Here is a 21,250-nt window from a genome sequence, read left to right on the forward strand (position 1 = left end):
CATCACGATCGCGGGCGGCCCCGAGACGGTCCGACTCGCTATCCAAGATTCAGTATGTTTGTATAGGTGCCTACCAAGGGGCTGGCGGTGGGCGCTGCTTTCGATTTTGACGCGATCGGTGTTGCCTTTGTCGAGGCAGCCCTCGATCCATCACGCTGGGATTCCGCGATGGAGGTGGCAGAAAAGGCCACCGGGAGCGCCGGCGCGCTGCTCTTCGACATAAAAGGGCATCTGCCACTCGTGCCTTACAGCCGCACCATGGCCCCTGCTCTCGACACCTATGTCCGCGATGGTTGGATTGACCGCGACGAGCGGTATCGCCTCATCAACTTCCTCGATCGGAAAGGGGTCACCTCGGAGTTCGACCTCCTGACGTCAGACGATATCGCCAAGCATCCCTACTACCAGGAATTCCTCGCGCCTTTCGGCCTGCGATGGTGCGCGGCCGTCAAGATCGCTGCAGGCGACGACTTCTGGGCGCTGTCGCTGCAACGGTCGATCCAACAGGGCCCGTTCACGCCAGACGAGATGAGACAGCTCGCGGACCTTTCGAAACAGCTGGGCTCTGTGGCCGCAGTTGCGCGGGCAATAGGTTTCGGGAGGGCCGACGCGGCACTGGATGCGTTTAGCGCCACCGAAACGCCTGCCGTCATGTTGGATAGGAGCGGCAATGTCCTCCGGTCCAATGCTCCGGCGGAAAGGCTTGTGGGGCGAGGCCTGCAGATTACGCGCCGGCGTTTGGTCTCCTTTGACCGAACCGCGACCGATGCTCTCGACCGATCGCTGAAAGCGCTGCTGTGTTCGCCGGACACGGCCGCATCGATGCCACCCGTGCCACTGCCCAGACTGCAAGGGCGGCCGCTCCTTGCCTATCCGTTGCGACTGCCGACAGTCTCCTACAACGCGCTGGCGCCGTGCCAGGCAATCGTCATCCTCATTGATCCTGACGCGAGACCTCCTCCTGCCGAAGCCGTGCTGCAGTCCTGCTTCAGGCTGACAGCGTCCGAAGCGAGGCTGGCGAGAAAGATTTGCTCGGGACACGGCGTTGAAGCGGCAGCCGACGAACTTGGCGTTTCCTATGAGACCGGGCGCAACCAGCTGAAATCGGTCTTCGCGAAGACGCAGACGCATCGGCAGTCGGAGCTGGTCGCGCTTCTCACAAGGCTCTCGAGCGGCCGATAGTTCGGGCGTGACCGTTCTGTCAGGTGCCATCGGGCACGTTATTGTCGGTGGAAACGCGTTTGGCGACAGGCGCCGCAAATTGGTACTACGGCGCTTTTGCGTGAATATCGTCTTCGCGTCAGCGCACCCGCCGCGCAGGCCACGCCATCACATACGCCGACCTGTTTTCGCGTCGAACAGGTGGGCGCAGGCGCGATCGACTTCGATCCCTATCGCCGCGCCCTGCTTGAGCGGCAGACGCTCGCGGAACAAGCAGGCAATTTCCTCGCCGGCGCAGTCGACCTTGGCGAAGATTTCCGAACCCGTGGCTTCCAGAAGCGTGACCGTGCCCGGCGTGCCCTGGGCAGTTGCGCGGATGTGCTCGGGACGGATGCCGTAGACAAGTTCGCGTCCTGCAGCGTCGGTCGGACGGGCGCCTTCCGGCAGCGGCAGGATCAGTCCGCCGGCGCTGCGGAACAGGCCTTCCTCGATGCGGCCGGCAATAAAATTCATGGCGGGCGAGCCGATAAAGCCGGCAACGAAGAGATTGGCCGGCTGGTCGTAGAGATCGAGCGGCGCGCCGATCTGCTCGACCAGGCCGTCATGCAGCACGACGATCTTGTCGGCCATCGTCATGGCTTCGATCTGGTCATGTGTGACGTAGATCGTGGTGGTGCCGAGCCGCTGGTGCAGCGCCTTGATCTCGCCGCGCATCTGGACGCGCAGCTTGGCGTCGAGATTGGAGAGCGGCTCGTCGAACAGGAAGACCTGCGGGTCGCGCACGATGGCGCGGCCCATGGCGACGCGCTGGCGCTGGCCGCCGGAGAGCTGACGCGGGTAGCGCTCTAGCAGCTTTTCCAGGCCAAGGATGCTGGCGGCATTCCTGACGCGGCCAGCGGTATCGGCAGGATCGGCTTTCTTGATCTTGAGGGCAAAGCCCATGTTGTCGGCCACGGTCATATGCGGATAGAGCGCGTAATTCTGGAACACCATGGCGATGTTGCGGTCCCGCGCCCGCAGATTGTTGACCATGCGTTCGCCAATGGTGATCTTGCCGCCCGAGATCGTTTCAAGTCCGGCGATCATGCGCAGCAGCGTCGACTTTCCGCATCCCGACGGGCCGACCAGGATGACGAACTCGCCGTCGGCGATATCGACACTGACGTCGTGAATGATCTTGGTGGCTCCGAAAGCCTTCTGCACGTTGTTGATGGTTACCGATGCCATTGGATTTCTCCGGGAGAAGAGTGATGTCGAGCTGGAATGCGTCTTCAGCCGCCCTTGACCGCGCCGGCGGTCAGCCCGGCGACGATCTGCTTTTGCGCGAACATGGTCAGCACCAGCACCGGCAGCGTCACCACCAGTGCGGCGGCGGCGAGCGGCCCCCAGCTCACCTGCTCATAGGAAAGCATGTTGTAGACGGCGACCGGCAGCGTCCGCGTCTCGCGGCTGGCGAGCACCACGCCGAAGACGAAATTGTTCCACGAAAAGATAACCGACAGGATGAAGGCGACAACGATGCCCGGCTTGGCGATGGGCAGGGCGACCAGCCGGAACACCTGCCAGGAGCTGGCCCCGTCGATGTTGGCCGCCTCTTCCAGTTCCATCGGCGTGGTCTCGAAATAGCCGATCATCACCCAGACCACGATCGGCACCGTCACCACCAGATGGATGATGATCTGCGGCCAGAGCGTGCCGAGTATCCCGATCCATTGGAACAGCAGAAACAGCGGGATGAGATAGGACAGCCCCGGCGTCATGCGGGCGATCATGATGACGACCGCCGATTTTTCGGCCTTGAGCCGCGCTATGCCATAGCCGGCCGGTACGCCGATCAGCAGCGCCAGCAGTGTCGCCGTGCCGGTGACCAGAACCGAATTCCAGAGATAGAGCAGGAAATTGTTCTCCTCAAACACTTTTACATAGTTCGACCAGGCGAAGCGTTCGGGGATCAGGATCGGCGGATAGGCGCCGTTGTCGATCTCGAATTTCAGCGAAAGCGAGATCATCCAGAGAAAGAAAAGAATCGCCGGCGAGACGATGACCAGTGCCGCGAAAAACAGGCCGATCTGGTTGAGCAATCGTGAGCTCATCTATTTGCCCTCCGCGTCGTTCCACTGCGAGCGCTGGCGCAGCATCAGGAGGATGAAGGACAGCGCCACGATGACAATGAAGAACACCACGGCCATGGCTGAGCCATAGCCGATGTCGTAATAGGAGAAGGCGGTGTTGTAGAGATAGATGTTGATGGTTTCGGACGCCGTGCCCGGCCCGCCCTGGGTCATCGCATAGATGATGTCAAAACTCTTCAGCGCATCGATGGTGCGGATGATCAACGCAATCATCAGGAACGGCGCGATCATCGGCAAAGTGAGGTAGCGGAATTGCTGCCAGGCATTGGCGCCATCAATCTCGGCGCTCTCGAACGGCTCGCGCGGCACCGAGGCCAGCCCGCCCAGCACGATCAGCATCACCAGCGGCGTCCACTGCCAGGTCTCGACCGCGACCAGCGAAGGGATGACCGTGTTCGCGTTGAATATCCATTCCTGCGCCGGGATGCCGACCAGCGACAGAAGGTAGTTGAGCACACCGAGCTGGGGATGGAACATCATGGTCCAGACCAGCGCCACGGCAACCGGCGTTGCCATCATCGGCATGACGAAGACGCCGCGCAGCAGGCCGCGCAGCGGAAACCTGGCGTCGAAGACCAGGGCGGCGACAGTGCCCAACAACATCGGCGCTGCCACCGACAGCGAGGTGTAGGTCAATGTATGAACAAGCGATTCCCAGAATCGCGGGTCGCTGGCCAGGCGGAGATAGTTTTCCATCCCGGCAAAGCTCCGCGACTGGCCGAGCGTCCAGCGGTTGACGCTCATCCAGAGCGTGAACGCCCACGGAAAGACGATCACGGCGCTAACGACGACGAGCGCCGGAACGACGAAGGGCCAGTAGTTGGGAGCCAGCCGGATCGTCTGGCTCCCTTCGATGGCTTGCGTCGTCACCCCGGTGCGTTCAGGGGCGATGGCGGACATCAGCCCTGCTCGCTCCTGTCGAGAACCGGCTGGAACTGCGCGGTGGCCTTCTTCAGTTCTTCGGCAGGATCGGCACCGGCAATCATGTTGGTCAACGCCACGCCGTAGATGTCACGGAACTCGGTGACCGGGATGATCACCGGCAGCGCCAGCCTGCTGATATTGCCGGACTGAACCACCGCATCGAGCCAGCTTGCCGGCATGGTGACGCCTTCGCGCACCTTGGGATCTTCCAGCACCGACTTGCGGAACGGCACGCCGGCGCCGGCCTGGAGCAGGCGTGCGCCCATCGCCGGGGAAACCGCCCACTGACAGAACAGATAGGCGGCTTCCTTCTTTTCGCTGGAGGCGGTCACCCCGAGGCCGTCGCCAAACGTCCCGGAGGCATGCGCCTTGGGCCCCTTGGGCATGACGCCATAGCCGACCTTGCCGACCACGCGCGACTTTTCGGGATTTTCCATCGGCGGGGCAAAACCGACGCCATCGAACCACATGCCGATCTTGCCTTGCAGGAAGGCGGACTGCGCTTCCGCCCAATTGAAGCCGGTGACGCCCGGAGGGGCGGACTTGGTCATCAGCCTCTGGTAGAGGGCAGCGGCCTCGATCGCCTCGGGCGTTTCGGTGCGCAGCTTTCCCTTGTCGTCGAGCGGCGTCATGTCGTAGCCGAGCATCAGCGACGTCCACACCGGCGTGTTGGCATTCTTGAGGCCGCGGGCGACGAAACCGAACGTGTTGGTCGATGGATCGGTCAGCGCTTCGGCGGCGGCCACCAGCTGCTCGAATGATTCCGGGTACTTTACGCCCTTGGCCTCGAACAGCTCCTTGTTCCAGTAGACGATCCAGTAGTCCACCGAGAACGGCAGCGAACGCAGCACGCCCTGGTTGTCCTTGGCGAAAAGCATGCCGGCCTCGGCGAAATCGCTTTCGACCAGGCCGGGATCGGTCAGCGTCGGATCGGCGAGATAGCCGGCGATGTCGGCCAGCCAGCCACCCTTTTCGAACTGGCGCTTCTGCACGTGATAGCTCAAATGCACGACATCGAAGCTCGGCCTGCCGGAGCTGAGCTCGATCACCGTCTTCTGCCGCTGCTGCTGTTCCGGCGTCGCCTCGGCATTGACCTTGATGCCGGTCAGTTCCTCGAATTCGGCGATGTATTTCAGGATGGTGTCGCTGCGCGGGCTTTTCACCAGATTGACGTCGAGCGTGGTGCCGGCAAAGCGCTTCCAGTCGACGCTGGCGGAAAAGCTCGGGCGAATGCCGGCAAGGCCGGCGGCGGCGAGCGCCGTGGTTCCTGCAAGGACTTGCCTTCTCGTTGGCTTGAACGGATTGGACGACATTTCTTCCTCCCTTGGGTTGCTGTCGTTGTGGATAGTGTCGCGGCAGCCGCGAACCATACGTCCTCAGATCTGGAGCGCCAACCGGCGCGCATTGTCGATATGCCGACTGATCGCCTCAACCGCCTTTTGCGGATCGCGGCTCTCGAGCGCTTCGATCACCGTCAGGTGCTCCTGCATCACCGGCACGACGCGCCCATCGATGCGGAAACGCTCCTGGTGGATCAGTCTGATCTTTACCGAATTGACCAGATACGCCTTGGCGATGATCTCGTTGCCCAGCGCATCGATGAAGGTGTCGTGCATGGCCCAATCGATGTTCTGGGCCTTGGCTTCCATTTCCGGCGTGGGCGTCTGCGACAAGGCTTGAGCCAGCATGTCCTCATGTTCGCGCCGCAGGCCGGCGAGCACGGCGTCGGAGGCGTTGACGGTGAACAGCGCCACCGCCTCACGCTCCATGAACAGGCGAAACTGGAAGGCCTCGCGGATCAGGTTGATGTCGATATGGGCGATCTGCATGCCGCGCTGCGGGATGGTCGTCAAAAGCCCCTCGGCCTCGAGACGCGGCACGATCTCACGGATGGCGCCTAGCGGCAGCCCGGTAAAGGCAACCAGTTCGCGCTGCGACACGAACTGTCCCGGCTTGAGATCGCGGGCCAGCAAATGCCGCGTGAAGCTGGCATAAGCTCTTTCCCTGAGGGTTGCCGGTTCGCTGCTGTCGTCCATTTCAGCGCGCTTCCCTTTGCCGGTCAGGCCGGCTCTGTCGCAAACAGCCTGTCATAGGCGGCAGCAAGCTGTTGCCGCCCCTGCGAACCGATCGGCTCCAGCGGCGGACGGACCGTCAGCCAGCGCTCGTCGCCGGTTTTGCGCGCCACCATGACCTTCACCGCCGGGATGACCGAAAACTCAAGCAATTCGAGCACGAAGCTCTCGACACGGGCATCGTCGCGCCCATCCTCGGCCATGGCGCGGATTTCGCCGGTGACGAAATTGGCCATGCCGGAAATGGCGCCCTGCCCGCCCTGGCGCACGCTTCTGGCCAGGTGCCGCTCGTCGCCGATCAGGATCACCATGTCGCCATGGGCTCTTAGCAGCGCCTCGCTGTAACTCCAGTCGCCACCCGAATCCTTGACACCGGCGATCACGCCGGGGAAGGCCGCACACAGCCGACCGATCAGGGCAAGCGGGAGCGGCACCATGGTGACAGAGGGGATGTTGTAGAGGAGGATGCCGCGAGCCAGCGGCCCGAGCGCAGCGAAGACGGCAGAAAACCATCCGAACAGCCCGTCCTCGCCGACATTCTTGAAGTAGCTCGGCGGAGCCAGCAGGATGTTGCGGACGCCGCACTGCAAGGCATGCCGCGCCTGTTCAGCGGCGTCTTCGGCCGCATCGACCAGCACGCCGGCAACGAGCCGATGCGCCGGAATGCCGGCGGCCAGCATGGCCTCGGTAACAATCCGCCGCTCTGCCGTGCCCACGGAAGCGCCTTCCCCGGTGGTGCCGAACAGCGTGGCGCTGCTGCAGCCGGCGCCAAGGCAAGCCCGGGCCTGCGTGACCATGGGAAGGATGGCGATTTGCCCGGACGCATCGAAAGGCGTGGCGAGGGCAACCGAAAGACCAAAGCGCGAGACCACTATTCTCTCCAGATGTCGATGTACAGCACTCCTAGCACACTAACATGTTAGTTGTAAATTGCGGAGGGGGCCTTTCGAACACGGCGTCGACATCGGACGAATATATGATGCGGATTTGGGCGGCTGCCGTCTTTCCGGCAGCGCGATCCCTACTGTCCCGTCGCGTCCGCGTAGATATCGAGGACACGGGTGATGCTGCCGATCAGAAGCTCGTGAGCGAGGGGCTTGACCCGGCGTGCGGCAACCTCGGCGTCGAGCTGCCCCAGATACTGGCTGATCAGCGGCCGGGGTATATCCTTCTCGCCCAATACGTCCAGCAGCGTCCGTGTTGCGCGCTGCGCCTCCGGCGTCGGCCAATAATAGCGGATGCGGTCGCTGAACGAGAAATGCCGCTGCATGCGCTGCTCGTCCGGCGTGCCCGGATAGTATTGCTGCCAATTGTCCGGCGACGCCAGCATGATGCGTTCCATCGCGGCAGGCAGCCTTTCGCGCGAAAAGTCCGGCGCGAGGATATCAGCGATATGGCTGAGCCCATACAGCGCTTCGCGAACCGCGAAGGTCAGCCAGGGGCCGACCTTGAGGATGGCAAAACCGTCGCGAACGAGAGCATTGAGCGCTTCGGCCGGCTGGTAGTCGGTCGAATGCGCCTCAAAAACCAATTGCGGCATACGGTCGAGCACAGCCACCAGTTCAGTCGCCTTGGCCGGTGCATAGGGCACGATCTCGGTGTTGCCGAACTCGACGCCGGGCTGGACGACGACACCGACCGCACGGCCAAAAGCGGCTTCGAGGCCGACGCGGGAAAACGCTCGCGCGTGGATTTCTACGGTGCGCAAGGCATCGCCGGGCGCCGTCACATGCAGGTGGTCGAGCGCCTCCAGAGCCCCGCCCGGCACCGGTACTTCGGTGCCGATGACGTAGACGGGTTTTTCGCCGCCGGCGCGCTCGACCGCCGCCTCGGCGATTTCAGCAAGTTCGGCCGCGCGCGCGGCGATCGTTTCATCGGCAAGCACGGCTGGATCGTCGGCGCAGGCCATGCTCGTATCCAGATGCATTTTGGTGAAGCCGGCGCTCGCATAGGCATCGATCATCGCCGCAGCCTTCTTCATCGCGGCGGCGGCAGCCATGTGCTTCCACGGATTGGGTCCAAGGTGATCGCCGCCAAGGATCAGGCGATCAATTGGGAAACCGGCTTTGTGCGCATGCGCCTCGACGAAGCTGCGGAACCCCGCAGGCGTCATCCCGGTGTAGCCGCCCTCGTGGTTGACCTGGTTGCAGGTGGCCTCGATCAGCACATCCGCGTGCCGCGCCGCGCCATGGCGCAGGGCAGCCTCGATGACCAGCGGATGCGCCGAGCAGACCGAGGCGATGCCGCTTTTCTCGCCTGCAGCGCGCCTGCCCGCAATGTTCGCAAACCTTCGCGTCGCGTCACTCACTGGCGTGTCCCCGTGGCGATGAATGCCTCGACCGCTTCAAGCGGGAAAATGCCCTCCATCGGCCCCTTGCGGGTGACGGCAAGCGCACCGCAGGCATTGGCGATCCGCAGGGCTTCGGCAGGAGCCGCCCCGCGCAGCCAGAACGAGACGAAAGCTGCACCGAAGCAGTCGCCGGCGCCGGTCGGATCGACCTCGTCGACGGCAAAGCCTGACGAGGCGACCGCACCGTGATGATCATGATAGACGGCGCCGGCGGCGCCCTTCTTCAGGACGATGCAGGACAGGCCGCGGGCCAGCAGTTCGTCGACTGCGCCCTTCTCGTCCCTGGCGGATGAAAACAGGAAGAGCTCCTCGCCGCTCGGCAGGAAGATGTCGGTTCGCGCCAGCACTTGGTCGAGTGCTTCGCGCATGCCGGATGCCTGCATGATCTCACGGCGGATGTTCGGATCGAAGGACACGGTTCCCCCTCTGGCCTTGACCGTCTCGATCGCCGATAGCGCCACCGTGATGGCGCGGTCGGAAAACAGCGACGAGCCCATGACATGGACGTGATCGGCACCGGCGAGCAGCTTTGTCGCCGCCGCGTTTGTCTCGATCAGGCCGGCGGCGCTGTTGCGGATGTTGAAGACGAAATGCCGGCTCGCGTCGGCCCGGTAGGTGACGAAGGCCGTGCCCGTCGCATGGCCCGTGTGAACCGCGATCGCCGACACGTCGGCCCCCAGTGCCCGCAGCCGATCGATGTTCAGCCTGCCGAAATCGTCGTCGCCGACGGCGCCGATGAGGCCTGCCGGCTGGCCGAGCGCCGCCGCCTGGCCGATGAAGATCGCGGGCGCGCCCGACGGGTAGGGCCCAAGCAGCGGACCAGGCTCGAGAAAGCTCTGACCAATCCGCTCGGCCATGATCTCGACCAGAATCTCGCCGGCACCGACCAGCTTCTTCATCTCGCGGAATCCCTCGAATTCGCCTACTTCAAGTGAATAAGGCTTGTGCTTTTTCGCGTCAATTAATAAATTTACGCATGGAAACTATGCAATTTATGTGTAAAGTTTCGCCTTGCATTCGGGGGCTTTGATGTCGATGACGCACAAGACGATGGAGGATTTTGCTCGCTCTTGTGGTGTCTCCAGGCCGACACTGTCGAAATATTTCGACGATCCGAGCAGCGTCAAGCCGGCGACACGTCAGCGGATCGAAGTGGCGCTGCGCTCGTCCGACTACCAGCCCAATCTGTTTGCACGCAACCTCAACCGCAAGCGGACCCGCAGCATCGGCATCGTCGTGCCGACGCTCGCCGATCCCTTCTATTCGGAAATGGTCAGCCGCATCGAACTCAGGCTGCGCGACGAAGGCTATTGGCCGATCGTGATCTCCTCGCACGGCTCGCGTGAGCTCGAAGTGGAAGCGACGCGAACCATTCTTTCGCTAAAAGTTTCCGGCGCGCTGATCGCGCCGCTCGGCCTGCGCTCCGACGAGCGCACGCTGGAGAAGCTGACACAGACCATACCGATCGTCTATTTCGACACTTATCTCGAGGGCGACACGCCATTCGTCGGCAACAACAACAGCCAGAGCGTCTCGACCATCGTCGATTATCTCTGCCGCTCCGGCGATGCTCCGGTCTATTTCGATATCCCGCACGTCAACCACAATTCGCGCGAGCGCCTGAACAGCTATGTCGGCGCCATGCAGCGGCTCGGGCATGAGCCGGTGCTCATCGGCACCCCTTATGACTACACCTGGGATTTCGAACGGATCGGCTATGAGCAGATGGAAGCGATGCTCGCCCGTGGCGGTCTGCCGGGCAAGACCATTCTGTGCGCCAACGACCGTCTCGCCTTCGGCGTGATGGCTGCCGCCTACTCGCAAGGCCGCAAGGTCGGCCGCAAGGGCGATTGCGACCTGCGGATCGCAGCCCATGACGACCATCCGCTGAGCCGCTACACCTGTCCTGCCCTCACCACCATGGCGCAGGACTTCGCTTCCATGGCCGGACGCAGCGTCGAGACGCTGCTGGCCTTGCTTGACGAGGACGACGCGGCAGTTGCCCCCAGGGTCAGTCTCGACGCAACGCTGGTCATGCGTCAGTCGGCCTGAGCGTTTCCAAACACAGGATCGAAGCCGCGCCATGCGGCAACTGCCGCGCCGACCGCTTGCCGCGCCGCCGGACCATGGCGGCCCATCGAAACGAAGCCGTGGATCTGGCCGGGCCAGCGCCGCAGGACGACCGGCACCTCGTCATCTTCCAGACGCTTCGCGTAGGCCTCGGCTTCGTCGGCGAGGATATCATGGCCGGCGATTGCGACAAAAGCCGGCGCTGCGCCGGCAAGGCTTGCGGCCTTGAGCGGCGACACGCGCCAGTCATCAATATCGCCAGCATGGTTGATATAGTGGTCGCGGAACCAGGCCATGGTCGCCAAAGTCAGGCCATAACCGTCGGCAAAGCGGCGATAGCTGTCCGCCGCCTGCGAGGCGTCCGTGTTCGGATAGAACAGCAACTGCGCCGCCGGCGGCTTCTTGTCGCCGCGCCCAAGCAGGCAAAGCACGGTAGCGAGATTGCCGCCGGCGCTGTCGCCGGCGACAGCGATCCGTCCGGCGTCGATGCCGAGATCGCCCGCGCCGTCCTGCATGAAGGAAAGTACGGCGCGGCAATCTTCGATGGCCGCCGGAAATTTGTGTTCCGGCGCCAGCCGGTAGTCGGGAGAGACGACGACGCAGGCCGCCATATTCGCAAGCCAGCGGCAGATCTCGTCATGCGACTCGAGATTGCCGATCACCCAGCCGCCGCCATGCAGATAGAGCAGCGCCGGGGCAGCGGCTCCGACCGCGCCCTGTCCGCGATAGATTCTGAGCGTCAACGGGCCGCCGGGTCCGGTGATGGTGCGCTCGGTCAATGAGCCGACCGGCTCGCGCTCGCCCTGGAGTGCCGGAAAGCCCTCCTCATAGGCGCGGCGCGCCTCTTCAGGCGTGCCGGCTTCGAATGGCGGGGCGGCCGCCTGCCGGTCAAGGTCGAGCACATGCCGGGCCTCCGGATCGAGCAAGGGTGAAAGCAATGTCGTCATCGTAAGCCCTCCGATATCAGGCGAGCAGGCTCGCCGCTTCGGCGTCCTGGAAGCGCGGCGGCTGATCGACCGTTGCGTTGACGGCGACGGACTCGCGACTCTCACCCGAAGCGAGGATCGCCTCCATGATTTCCAGCACATGAAGCGCAAGGTCGCCGGACGCCCGCGGCTTTCTTCCTGTTGTCAGCGCGCGCGAAAGATCGGCAACGCCGAGCATGCGGTAATTCGCGCGGTCGGGCGCGGCGAAGGGCCAATTGCGCGCGCCATAGAGTTCGCTCTCACTGTGGAAGTCGGCCCAGTCGGCCCCTCGTTCCGACAGCGAGACGGTGCCGCCGAACGTATCCGGATCGGGCAGCCGGAGCGAGCCTTCCGTCCCATGCAGCTCGATCGGGTGGTTGGAGTGCCTGAAGACATCCCACGAGGCGCCGAAGGTGACGGTGGCGCCTGAGCGGAACTCCAGCAGCGACAGGATGTTGGTCGGTGTGCCGACCTTGAAGCTGGTGTTCCGGTAGGGGCCTTCGGCGGTGATCAGCCGCTCCTCCTGGCCCCGCGTCGCCATCGCCATCACGCGGGCCACCGGCCCGAGCAAATTGACCAGCATCGTCAGGTAGTAGGGACCCATGTCGAAGACCGGTCCGCCGCCGGGCTGATAATAGAATTGCGGATTGGGATGCCAGTGCTCCATGCCGCGCCCCATCATGAAAGCGGTGCCGGTCACCGGCCGGCCGATCGCACCCTCGTCCATGAGGCGGCGTGCCCGCCGTCCGGCGGCGCCAAGGAAGGTGTCCGGGGCCGAGCCCAGCAGCAGCCCGCGCTCCGCCGCCTCGGCGACAAGCCGCCTGCCGTCCTTGGCCGAGGTCGCCAGCGGCTTTTCGGTGAAGACGTGCTTGCCCGCCGTAAGCGCTGAAAGCGAAACGTCGAAATGCGCCACCGGGATGGTCAGGTTGAGGACGAGATCGATCTCCGGGTCGGCCAGAAGCGCATCGACGCTGACCGCCCGGATGCCGTATTCGCTGGCGCGCCGGGCCGCCAAATCGGGCGAAATGTCGGCGCAGGCGCTGAGCTCGACCCCGTCGAACAAAGCCGCATTGCGCAGATAGGTCATCGAGATGTTGCCGCAGCCGATGACGCCAATGCCAAGCTTTGTCTTTGATCTCCCGTGCATTTTAGATCGTACCTCCCAACGCGGTGATGGTCTGCCTCAGCCGTTGCGTCGGCAACGGATCACAGTCGAAAGCCGCTATACAATATTTTAAATATTGACGCGCGTAAAATTATTATAGAACATGCGGAAATGATGGCGCAACATTGGAGGCCGCCAGCCCTGAGGAGGAGAACATGACTGACATGAAAAAAGCGGCCAACAGCAGATGCGAATTCCGTGGGTCATGCGCATTGGATCTTTCCGTCGCGGTCAGGGACCGAGATGGGTTCAGGCATAGATCACCTTGGCCCCGGTCATCTCAAGCTGGCTGCGTATTGGACCGGGCAGGCCATCGTCGGTGATCACCACATCGACGGCCGACAGCGAAAATGCCTTGGAGGTCCCGCTGATGCCCCATTTGCTCGAATCGGCGAGGAGGACAACGCGCCGGGCCATGCGAACGAGGTTTCGCTTCGTTCGCGCCATGTCTTCGTTCACGTCGACCACATCCAGTGACGAGTCTATCGCATGCGCTCCAACAAAGACCTGATGCGCTACCAAGCCGCCGAGAGCCGTATCGGCATCGGTGATCAGCGTGCTCACCGTGTCGGGATAGACCCGGCCGCCGATCATATGAACGTCGAGCCCGGGACGATGCATAAGATGCTGCACGATATTCATGGCCGTGGCCGCGACCACGACATTGCTGAGCGGCGGTAACTGCATGGCAACCTGCATCAATGTCGAGCCGCCGTCGAAGATGACCGATTGGTTATCCTCGAACAGGTCTAGCGCCGCCCGGGCGATGCGCTTCTTTGCGTCGAGGTTCGTTTGCATCCGCCGGGCGAACGCGGCCGTAGTCGAATCGGTGGTCCGGGTCACCGCCCCTCCACGGGTCTTGGTCAGCAGTCCCTTGCGGTCCAGTATCTCGAGGTCGGAGCGCACCGTGACTTCCGACACGCCAAACCCGTCTGACAGGTCCTTGATGCGCACCTGTCCGCTGCGCTGCACCTCACCCAGGATCGATTGGCGTCTCTGCTCCGACAACATTGCCCTGCCCTTCCCTGCGCCAAGCAACCGCTCTGGCCTCGGCTCAGCTTACCAAAAATATGCAAACTCGAAAGCTTTCGAAAGATTGTATTTCTTGTTTCTTTCGGAAACACTGGGTCCAGGATTTTGAAATCAAACGATTGGGGAATTTTGCACTCATGAGCCTAGGAACCAAGGTGCGTCTTGCGCGCCTCTTCTCGCATCCATCGGGGAAACTTTTTGGCGGCGCGGTCGACCACTTCGTCGGCTATGGCGACGTGCGCAAAGGCGGCCTTGCCGACCTGCCGGGTGCGCTCGCACGCGTCATGGTGGGCAAACCCGACTACGTCAGCATCCAGCCTGGCACCGCGCGCCATCTGTGGCCGCAATATGCGGGCAAAGCTTCCCTGGTGATTCAGGCGGGCTGCTTCACTCCGGACGATCGCATCAGCGAGTTGATCGCAACGCCCGAGGATGCGGTGCGCGCGGGGGCCGATGCGTTGGCCGTGGCCATTCCGGTACGCGGCGCGACCGAGGGCAAATACATACGCTGGCTGACCGATTCGGTAAATGCAGCGGCCCGCTACGGCATGCCTGTGGTGGCGCATATCTACCCTCGCGATTTCACCGACGGAGCAAAAATCGTCTTCACCCCCGACGAGATCGCCTATGCGGCGCGCATCGGCTACGAGTCCGGCGTCGACGTGATCAAGATCGGCTACACGGGCGATTTCGAGTCGTTCCGAGAGACCGTCCGGACCTGCCCGGTGCCGGTTGTGATCGCGGGCGGTCCAAAGACCGATACGCTGCTCGGCGCGCTTCAGCAGACGGCGGACGCCATCCGTGCCGGCGCACGCGGCGCCGTGGTAGGCCGCAATCTCTGGGGGCATGGCGATCCGGAGAAGGCAGCGCTTGCCTTTCGGGGCGTCATCCATGACGGCCTTTCGGCGCAAGACGCCCTGGCGAAGGCGGGTGCCTGAACGATGCCCACCGTCCCTTCAATCCTCGGCTTCGGCGCTATTGCGATCGACGACATCGTCTATGTCGATCAGCCGTTGTCGGCGGGCAAGGGAAAGGTTCTGCAAAGTGCCCGCGCTTTCGGGGGAAATGTCGCGACGGCACTTGCCGCCGTCGCGCGGCTCGGCGGAACCGCCGGCTTCGCCGGATGGCTGGGCAGTGCCGCCGACGACGCCGTGTTGTGCGATCTCGTTGCGAGCGGCGTTGAAACCGCATTCGCGCCGCGCCACCCCGACGCGCGCCCGGTGCGCTCGCGGATCACCGTCGGCTCGGACGGGGAACGGTTCATCGCGTATGACGACGATGCGATGCTGGGCACCGCTCCGGATTTTCCGGACGATATCCTCAGCCGCGCGACCGTCCTGATCGTCGATAGCTACGCGATCCGGTCCCTGGATGTCGTGGCTCGGGCTCGCGATCTCGGCCTTGCGATTCTCGGCGATATCGAATGGAGCAGCGGCCCAGCCACGGAGCGGCTGATCGCGCTCTGCGACCATCTCATTCTTCCACTCGGCTTTGCGCGGACTGCCACGGGGTGCCGATCGCCCGCCGAGATGCTCGATACATTGTGGTTGCCGTCGCGGTCCGCAGTGGTTCTGACCGACGGTGGCAGGGGCGTGTACTATCGCGGGCGTGAAGAGACAGGTCTCTGGCACCTGCCCCCGCACAGGATTGTGGTCGTCGACTCGACCGGTGCGGGTGACTGCTTTCATGGCGCCTATGCCCATGCGTTGACGCGCGGAGCCGGCACCGCAGGCCGGGTGGCATTCGCGGCCGCGGCGGCAGCCCTTTCGATAACGGGCCGTGGCGGGCGCGAGGCGCTTCCGACCGACGACCAGGTTACGGAACTCCTGGCATCGACGAACGCGCCGTCAGCAGTCGAATTGAAAAAAACGCATGTCAATACTGGAACATAGCTAGAAACTATACGATGAAATATTTCGCAGGTGAACATGCTCCGAGGAGGGTTATAAAAATCAGCGGCTTATACTTGCGGAGGGAGGAATATGGCAGAAGTCATTCTTGAGAATATCTGCAAAACCTACGGTAACAATTTTCGCGCAATCGACCAATTGAACCTATCGGTCGAGGACGGCGAGTTCTTGATTCTCGTCGGGCCGTCCGGCTGCGGCAAATCCACCGCGTTGCGAATGATCGCGGGATTGGAGGACATCACCAGCGGCAGCCTTCGGATCGGCGGAGTCGACGTCGTCGACATGCCGCCCAAGGACCGCGACATCGCGATGGTCTTCCAAAGCTACGCGCTCTACCCGCATATGACGGTGTTCGAAAACATCGCCTTTTCGATGCGGCTGGCAGGCAAGCCGAAGGCCGAGCGCAAGATGCGCGTGGATGAGATCGCCAAAACCCTTCAGCTGACGTCTTTGCTGGACAGCAAACCCGCGAACCTTTCAGGCGGACAGCGTCAACGGGTTGCCATGGGCCGCGCCATGGTGCGCGAGCCGGCCGCCTTTCTCATGGACGAACCCCTTTCCAATCTGGACGCGAAACTGCGCGTGCAAATGCGCGCCGAAATCACCAGCCTGCAAAAGCAGCTCGGCGTAACGACCATATACGTGACCCACGATCAAATCGAAGCGATGACGATGGGAGACAGGGTCGCGGTGTTGAAAGGCGGCGTGCTGCAGCAGGTCGATACACCCAAGAGGCTCTATGAATCGCCGGTGAACGCCTTCGTTGCCGGCTTCATCGGCTCTCCTTCGATGAACCTTTTCGAGGCGACCCTGACGGGCGACGAACTGATGTCCGGCACCTTCGCCATCCGGCTGCAGGAGGCAGCCTTCGTGCGCAGGCCGGGCTTGAGGTCGTTTGCGGGGCGCAAGGTCGTGTTCGGCATACGACCGGAGGATCTTTATGACAGCAGCCTCGAATCCGGCCGCAAGTATCAGACGATACCGGCCAAGGTGACCTCGATCGAAGAACTCGGATCCGAACATATTGTCCATCTGAACATCGACGCGGTCCGGGTGGACTCCGGCGATCCGGACGCGGTGGACGATTTTGGCCTGGCATCGAACGCGGTGGCGAGATTCGAGCCGATCAGCGCCGTCCACTCCGGCTCGGAAATCCGGTTGGCCCTGGATGATGCCAAGTTCCATTTCTTCGATCCCGAGACGCATCTGGCGATCTGAAGATCTGCGGCAGACCGCAGGCGAGAGCGAGGCGCCTGCGAAACGCAAGAAGGCTTCTGAGTAGAGCAGACGATCGTCCGCATTGTGCGGTCGATCTTAAAGAAGGAGGAGAAAATCATGTTTCGGATACAACCCGTGATGCTGAAAATAGCCGCGGCCGCATGGTTGCTTGGCGCAACCGGCGCCATGGCGGACACGACGCTGGAATTCACCCAATGGTGGGAGCCCGAATTGCCGGCCGGCTCGCTCAGGGCAATCATGGATGACTTCGAGGCTGCAAACCCCGGAATCAAGGTGACGCTGGTCAGCGGCCCTTATGCGACCACGCGAGACCAGATCTCGGTTGGTGCTGCAACTGGAACGCTTAGCGACGTCGTCGGTCTCGACGGCGCCTGGGTGAACAATCTGAACGCGCAGAATGCGCTGGCCGACATGAACCCGATGATGGATGCGAGCGAGTTCGACCAGACGCAGGTCGCGGATATCATCAAGGTGGACGGCAAGGCGGTGATGTTTCCCGTGGCTTCGTTCGTCTATCCGGTCTTCGTGAACATGGATCTCGCCGCCCAGGCAGGCGTGACCAAGCTGCCGTCGACCCGCGCGGAGTTTCTCGAAGCCGCCAAGAAGATGACCCATGCCGACAAGAACCAGTATGGCTGGGTGCTGCCCTTGTCGCTGCAAACGCCGTCCGGTGTCCAGAACGACCTGATGTCGTGGGTCTGGGCCTCGGGTCAATCGATGATGGCTGACGGCAAGCCGGCTCTCGAGGGCAAGCCGGTCGTCGATATGCTCACCTTCGTCAAATCGCTGAACGACGCCGGCGTCATTTCGCCCGGCATTGCCACCAAGACCGAGCAGGAAAAGGTCGAGGAATTCGTGAACGATCGGGTCGGAATGATGATCGACTCGCTCGCGCATGTGAACCTCATTCGCAAACGCAATCCCAAGCTGAACTTCGACCTCATCCCCGTCCCGGTCGTGGAGAATTACAACGGCAAGCGCGGCCTTCCCTATGCCTCTTGGGGCATCGGCATCTCTGCGGCCTCAAAACATCAGGAGGAAGCCTGGAAGCTCGTCCAATATCTGATGAGTGAAAAGGTGAACGCCAAGCTCGTGACGCTTGCAAACGCCTTCCCGGGCAACGTCAATGCCAAGCCCGATTTCGTGACCTCGGACAAGGCTTTCGCCAAGGCTTTCGAAATCTTCAAGACCGGCTATCTCGCCAACGAGTTCACGGGTCTGCCGGTGGCTGAAGACCTGATGACCCAGTTCGACGTGGAAGCCCAGAAGATGCTCGCCGGCGAGCAGTCTCCGGAAGAAGCCGCAGCCAACGCTCAAAAGGGCTGGATGGCGAAATTCTGAGCGACCTGTTCCCCGTTGCTATCTTCCACCGGGTAGCCTGACTTAGGGCAGGCCACCCGTCAACAACGGATCGGCAATTTGAGATGGACCTCTTTCCGAAGCGCACCTTCCTCTTGAAGGCACATCCCAAGGGTGGCACATGACTCGGCAGAAGCGCTCCCACCATCGACTGAAACGAGCGGTCGCACCCTATCTCTATCTGTCACCCTCGCTCCTCATCATCGGCCTTCTGATGCTACTGCCGATGGTGACGGTGATTGGCTATTCGTTCCAGAACAGCGCGGTGCTGCGTCGCGACCCATCCTTTGCCGGACTGAAACACTACCACGCGATCTTTGCCGATCCGGTGTTCTGGGCCTCGCTGTGGCACACGCTCTACTTCACCTGCATGAGTGTCATCTTCCATATGACCATCGGCATGGTCTTCGCACTCATGCTGAACAGCGACCGCATCAATCCGACGCTGCGCAACATTCTGCGCGTGCTCTACATACTGCCTTGGCTGTTCACCGCGGTGATTATCGCCGTGATCTGGCGCCTCCTGCTCGAGCCGAACGGTGTCGTGAACAGCGTTCTCATGCAGATGGGCATCATCGGTTCCAAGGTCGAGTGGTTTTCCTCGACGGCGACCGCGCTGCACGCCGTCACCTTCGCCAATATCTGGGCGGGCTACCCGCTTTTCATGGTCAGCTTGCTCGCAGGCTTGCAGGGCATTCCCAAGGATTTCTACGAGGCCGCCGATATCGACGGGGCGAAGGCCTACCAGAAGCTGATCTTCATCACCATCCCGCAGCTGATGCCGATCATCATCAGCATCTCGCTGCTCGACTTCATCTGGACCATGCAGGTCTTTCCATTGATCTGGATAACGACGGGCGGCGGTCCGATCTACTCGACCGAGGTCCTCAGCACCTACACGTACAAGCTGGCGTTTTCGAGCTACAACCTGTCGCAGGCGTCGGCGAGCGCCGTGGTCATCCTGCTGATCTCTCTCGGCCTGACGCTGTTCTACATCCGCTATCAAAAGGCTCGGTAGTCACCATGAGGAAAAGGCACACACCGAAAGACAGACTGATCACCGTCGCGCTCCATGTCGCGCTTGCCGCAGGGCTCTTTTTCGCGGCCTTCCCGATCTACTGGATGCTGAGCAGCTCGTTCAAGTCGAATACCGAAATCTTTGCCCTGCCACCAACCGTCCTGCCGAAGGCCTTCACGCTGGAAGCGTATGCGGCCATCCTTGGCGACCCGGTAAAGCTGCGCTTCTTCTTCAACAGCTACTTCGTGGCCGGAGCGGTGACCGTGCTGACGGTTCTGATCGCCTTGCTGGCGGCTTATGGGTTCAGTCGTTTCAATTTCCGCGGAAAGGGCAGCCTCAACACACTCATCATCAGCACGCAGACGATTCCGCCGATCACGCTTTTGATCCCCTTCTTCGGGCTTGTCGTCTCGTATGGCATCTTCGACACCTACGTCGCACTGATCCTGACTTACCTGGTGTTTACGCTGCCCTACGCGATCCTGCTGATGACGGGATATCTGAACACCTTGCCCCGCGATCTCGATGAAGCGGTGGCTGTCGACGGCGGCACCAGCTGGACCGCACTCTGGCGGGTGATCGTCCCGATTTCACTGCCTGGAATCGTGGCGACGTCGGTCTACACCTTCCTGTTGTGCTGGAACGAATTTCTCTTTGCGCTGACACTGACGAAGTCAACGTCCATGCGCACCGTCCCGATCGGCATCCAACTTTTGATGGGGCAGCACGCCTTCGAATGGAACCAGATGATGGCGATGAGCGTGCTGGGCTCGCTACCGCTCTTGCTCATCTACCTCGTTGCCCAGAGGTTCTTCCTCGCCGGCATGACCGCGGGCTCGGTCAAGTAGGATGTCCCTCCCACGGAGAACCGATGGGAAGTCCGCGCGTCGAAATCGATGGATTGGACCTTCTCTGCTGGCAGGCGATACGCCGCGGCCTCGGGCGTCTTCATAGCGCCGCTGAATCGTGCTCGTGCTGTTCATCCAGCGCCACATCAACAAAGGGCTGACGCAGGGCGGCATCAAGGAATGAAAGCATGAAAGACCTGAAAGTCGGTTGCCAGACCTTCACCTGGGAAATGCTCGGAGACCGGTTTGCCGGTGGTCCCGACGATCTGCTCAAGGCGATCGCCGATGGCGGTTATGCCGGCATCGAGATCACCGACACGATGATCGGCCGCTATGCCGACAGGCCGGCGGAATTCGCCGCGGCGCTGAGATCGGCCGGCCTCACCCTTGTTTCTTTCGCCTTCGGCTCGAAGAGCGGCTTTACGCTGAAGGAGAGCATCGGCGCCGACCTTGAGACAGCGAAACGCTGGATCGATTTTGCCGCTGCCTTTCCAGGCGCGCTGGTCTCGATGGGCTCGGCCACCGTCGTGTCCGACGGCCCGCGCGACGACAAGTTCCCTATTGCTGCCGAGTTCTACAACAAGGCCGGCGAATTTGGACGCAAGGCGGGCGTCGAAATCGCTGTCCATCCCAGCTCCCACCACAACACGCTGCTGTTCAACCGTGCCGACTACGACCGGATCTTCGCACTGATCGATCCCGCGCTTGTCGGCTGGGTGCCCGACACCGGACACATCTTGCGCGGCCATCAAGACATGATCGATACGCTCACCACCTACCGCGACCGCATCCGCTACGTGCATCTGAAAGACGTCGACGCCAGCGGCACCTGGGCCATGCTCGGCAAGGGCGTCTGCGACACCCAAGTGGTGATCGATATCGCCAGCGCCGCACCTCGTTTCAACGGCTGGCTGGTGCTGGAAGAGGAATCCGAGACCGCCGCCGGCGATCCGGCCGCCGCGGTCAAGACCAACCGCCAGACGATGCGCGGCTACGGCGCGTGAG

20 protein-coding genes are annotated in these 21,250 nt (G+C 62.3%); 9 read left to right on the forward strand and 11 right to left on the reverse strand.

The window, feature by feature from the left end; translation table 11 throughout:
* The first annotated feature begins 87 nt into the window (after positions 1 to 87).
* The gene (locus AC0L17_RS08095; protein WP_473515427.1) at positions 88 to 1,182 is read left to right on the forward strand and encodes a helix-turn-helix transcriptional regulator; all 1,095 of its coding nucleotides are present in this window, start codon (positions 88 to 90) and stop codon (positions 1,180 to 1,182) included.
* A gap of 147 nt (positions 1,183 to 1,329) precedes the next feature.
* On the opposite strand, the gene AC0L17_RS08100 is transcribed toward AC0L17_RS08095, so the two are convergent.
* The 8 genes from AC0L17_RS08100 to AC0L17_RS08135 form a co-directional block, all read right to left on the reverse strand.
* Entirely contained in the window at positions 1,330 to 2,388 is a 1,059-nt protein-coding gene (locus AC0L17_RS08100; RefSeq protein ID WP_473515428.1) for an ABC transporter ATP-binding protein, read from the reverse strand.
* A 44-nt stretch (positions 2,389 to 2,432) separates the two neighbouring features.
* On the reverse strand, positions 2,433 to 3,254 hold the full coding sequence (locus AC0L17_RS08105; RefSeq protein ID WP_023797160.1) for a carbohydrate ABC transporter permease: 822 nt from the start codon (positions 3,252 to 3,254) through the stop codon (positions 2,433 to 2,435).
* Positions 3,255 to 4,193, reverse strand: coding sequence for a carbohydrate ABC transporter permease (locus tag AC0L17_RS08110; protein WP_473515429.1), 939 nt, complete (start codon positions 4,191 to 4,193; stop codon positions 3,255 to 3,257).
* Positions 4,193 to 5,530 (reverse strand): ABC transporter substrate-binding protein, encoded by a 1,338-nt coding sequence (locus AC0L17_RS08115; protein ID WP_473515430.1) that lies wholly within the window; start codon positions 5,528 to 5,530, stop codon positions 4,193 to 4,195. The genes AC0L17_RS08110 and AC0L17_RS08115 overlap by 1 nt, the downstream gene beginning before the upstream one ends.
* 63 nt (positions 5,531 to 5,593) lie before the next feature.
* A complete protein-coding gene (locus AC0L17_RS08120; RefSeq protein ID WP_473515431.1) occupies positions 5,594 to 6,253 on the reverse strand; it encodes a GntR family transcriptional regulator in 660 nt (219 codons plus the stop codon).
* A gap of 23 nt (positions 6,254 to 6,276) precedes the next feature.
* Positions 6,277 to 7,161 carry a dihydrodipicolinate synthase family protein gene (locus tag AC0L17_RS08125; RefSeq protein ID WP_473515432.1) on the reverse strand — a complete coding sequence of 295 codons (885 nt, stop codon included), beginning with the start codon at positions 7,159 to 7,161 and terminating at the stop codon, positions 6,277 to 6,279.
* A gap of 149 nt (positions 7,162 to 7,310) precedes the next feature.
* Positions 7,311 to 8,597: a D-tagatose-bisphosphate aldolase, class II, non-catalytic subunit gene (locus AC0L17_RS08130; protein ID WP_473515433.1), complete on the reverse strand. Its 1,287-nt coding sequence runs from the start codon at positions 8,595 to 8,597 to the stop codon at positions 7,311 to 7,313.
* The gene (locus tag AC0L17_RS08135; RefSeq protein WP_473515434.1) at positions 8,594 to 9,538 is read right to left on the reverse strand and encodes a sugar kinase; all 945 of its coding nucleotides are present in this window, start codon (positions 9,536 to 9,538) and stop codon (positions 8,594 to 8,596) included. Before AC0L17_RS08135 ends, AC0L17_RS08130 begins: the two co-directional genes overlap by 4 nt.
* 130 nt (positions 9,539 to 9,668) lie before the next feature.
* On the opposite strand from AC0L17_RS08135, the gene AC0L17_RS08140 reads away from it, so the two are divergent.
* Positions 9,669 to 10,691 (forward strand): LacI family DNA-binding transcriptional regulator, encoded by a 1,023-nt coding sequence (locus AC0L17_RS08140; RefSeq protein WP_473515435.1) that lies wholly within the window; start codon positions 9,669 to 9,671, stop codon positions 10,689 to 10,691.
* On the opposite strand, the gene AC0L17_RS08145 is transcribed toward AC0L17_RS08140, so the two are convergent.
* The 3 genes from AC0L17_RS08145 to AC0L17_RS08155 all read right to left on the reverse strand — a co-directional run bounded on the left by AC0L17_RS08145 (position 10,679) and on the right by AC0L17_RS08155 (position 13,850).
* The gene (locus tag AC0L17_RS08145; protein WP_473515436.1) at positions 10,679 to 11,656 is read right to left on the reverse strand and encodes an alpha/beta hydrolase; all 978 of its coding nucleotides are present in this window, start codon (positions 11,654 to 11,656) and stop codon (positions 10,679 to 10,681) included. The two genes, AC0L17_RS08140 and AC0L17_RS08145, sit on opposite strands and share 13 nt — an antisense overlap.
* A gap of 16 nt (positions 11,657 to 11,672) precedes the next feature.
* Entirely contained in the window at positions 11,673 to 12,821 is a 1,149-nt protein-coding gene (locus tag AC0L17_RS08150; RefSeq protein ID WP_473515437.1) for a Gfo/Idh/MocA family protein, read from the reverse strand.
* Between the two features lie 267 nt (positions 12,822 to 13,088).
* Positions 13,089 to 13,850: a DeoR/GlpR family DNA-binding transcription regulator gene (locus AC0L17_RS08155; protein WP_473515438.1), complete on the reverse strand. Its 762-nt coding sequence runs from the start codon at positions 13,848 to 13,850 to the stop codon at positions 13,089 to 13,091.
* A gap of 158 nt (positions 13,851 to 14,008) precedes the next feature.
* Between AC0L17_RS08155 and AC0L17_RS08160 the strand changes: the two genes are divergently transcribed.
* The 7 genes from AC0L17_RS08160 to AC0L17_RS08190 all read left to right on the forward strand — a co-directional run bounded on the left by AC0L17_RS08160 (position 14,009) and on the right by AC0L17_RS08190 (position 21,249).
* Positions 14,009 to 14,809: a beta/alpha barrel domain-containing protein gene (locus AC0L17_RS08160; protein ID WP_023797149.1), complete on the forward strand. Its 801-nt coding sequence runs from the start codon at positions 14,009 to 14,011 to the stop codon at positions 14,807 to 14,809.
* Between the two features lie 3 nt (positions 14,810 to 14,812).
* A complete protein-coding gene (locus tag AC0L17_RS08165; RefSeq protein ID WP_473515439.1) occupies positions 14,813 to 15,763 on the forward strand; it encodes a PfkB family carbohydrate kinase in 951 nt (316 codons plus the stop codon).
* 90 nt (positions 15,764 to 15,853) lie between these two features.
* Complete coding sequence (locus AC0L17_RS08170; RefSeq protein WP_473512084.1) at positions 15,854 to 16,999, forward strand: ABC transporter ATP-binding protein; 1,146 nt, start codon at positions 15,854 to 15,856, stop codon at positions 16,997 to 16,999.
* A gap of 117 nt (positions 17,000 to 17,116) precedes the next feature.
* Positions 17,117 to 18,361 carry an ABC transporter substrate-binding protein gene (locus tag AC0L17_RS08175; protein ID WP_473515440.1) on the forward strand — a complete coding sequence of 415 codons (1,245 nt, stop codon included), beginning with the start codon at positions 17,117 to 17,119 and terminating at the stop codon, positions 18,359 to 18,361.
* A 139-nt stretch (positions 18,362 to 18,500) separates the two neighbouring features.
* Positions 18,501 to 19,397, forward strand: a complete 897-nt coding sequence (locus tag AC0L17_RS08180) for a carbohydrate ABC transporter permease (protein WP_027153440.1) — start codon at positions 18,501 to 18,503, stop codon at positions 19,395 to 19,397.
* Positions 19,398 to 19,402: 5 nt separating this feature from the next.
* A complete protein-coding gene (locus tag AC0L17_RS08185; protein ID WP_023797144.1) occupies positions 19,403 to 20,245 on the forward strand; it encodes a carbohydrate ABC transporter permease in 843 nt (280 codons plus the stop codon).
* 188 nt (positions 20,246 to 20,433) lie between these two features.
* Positions 20,434 to 21,249, forward strand: a complete 816-nt coding sequence (locus tag AC0L17_RS08190; RefSeq protein WP_473515441.1) for a sugar phosphate isomerase/epimerase family protein — start codon at positions 20,434 to 20,436, stop codon at positions 21,247 to 21,249.
* Position 21,250: the final 1 nt, after the last annotated feature.

The sequence above is a fragment of the Mesorhizobium sp. WSM4829 genome (genome assembly GCF_055811475.1).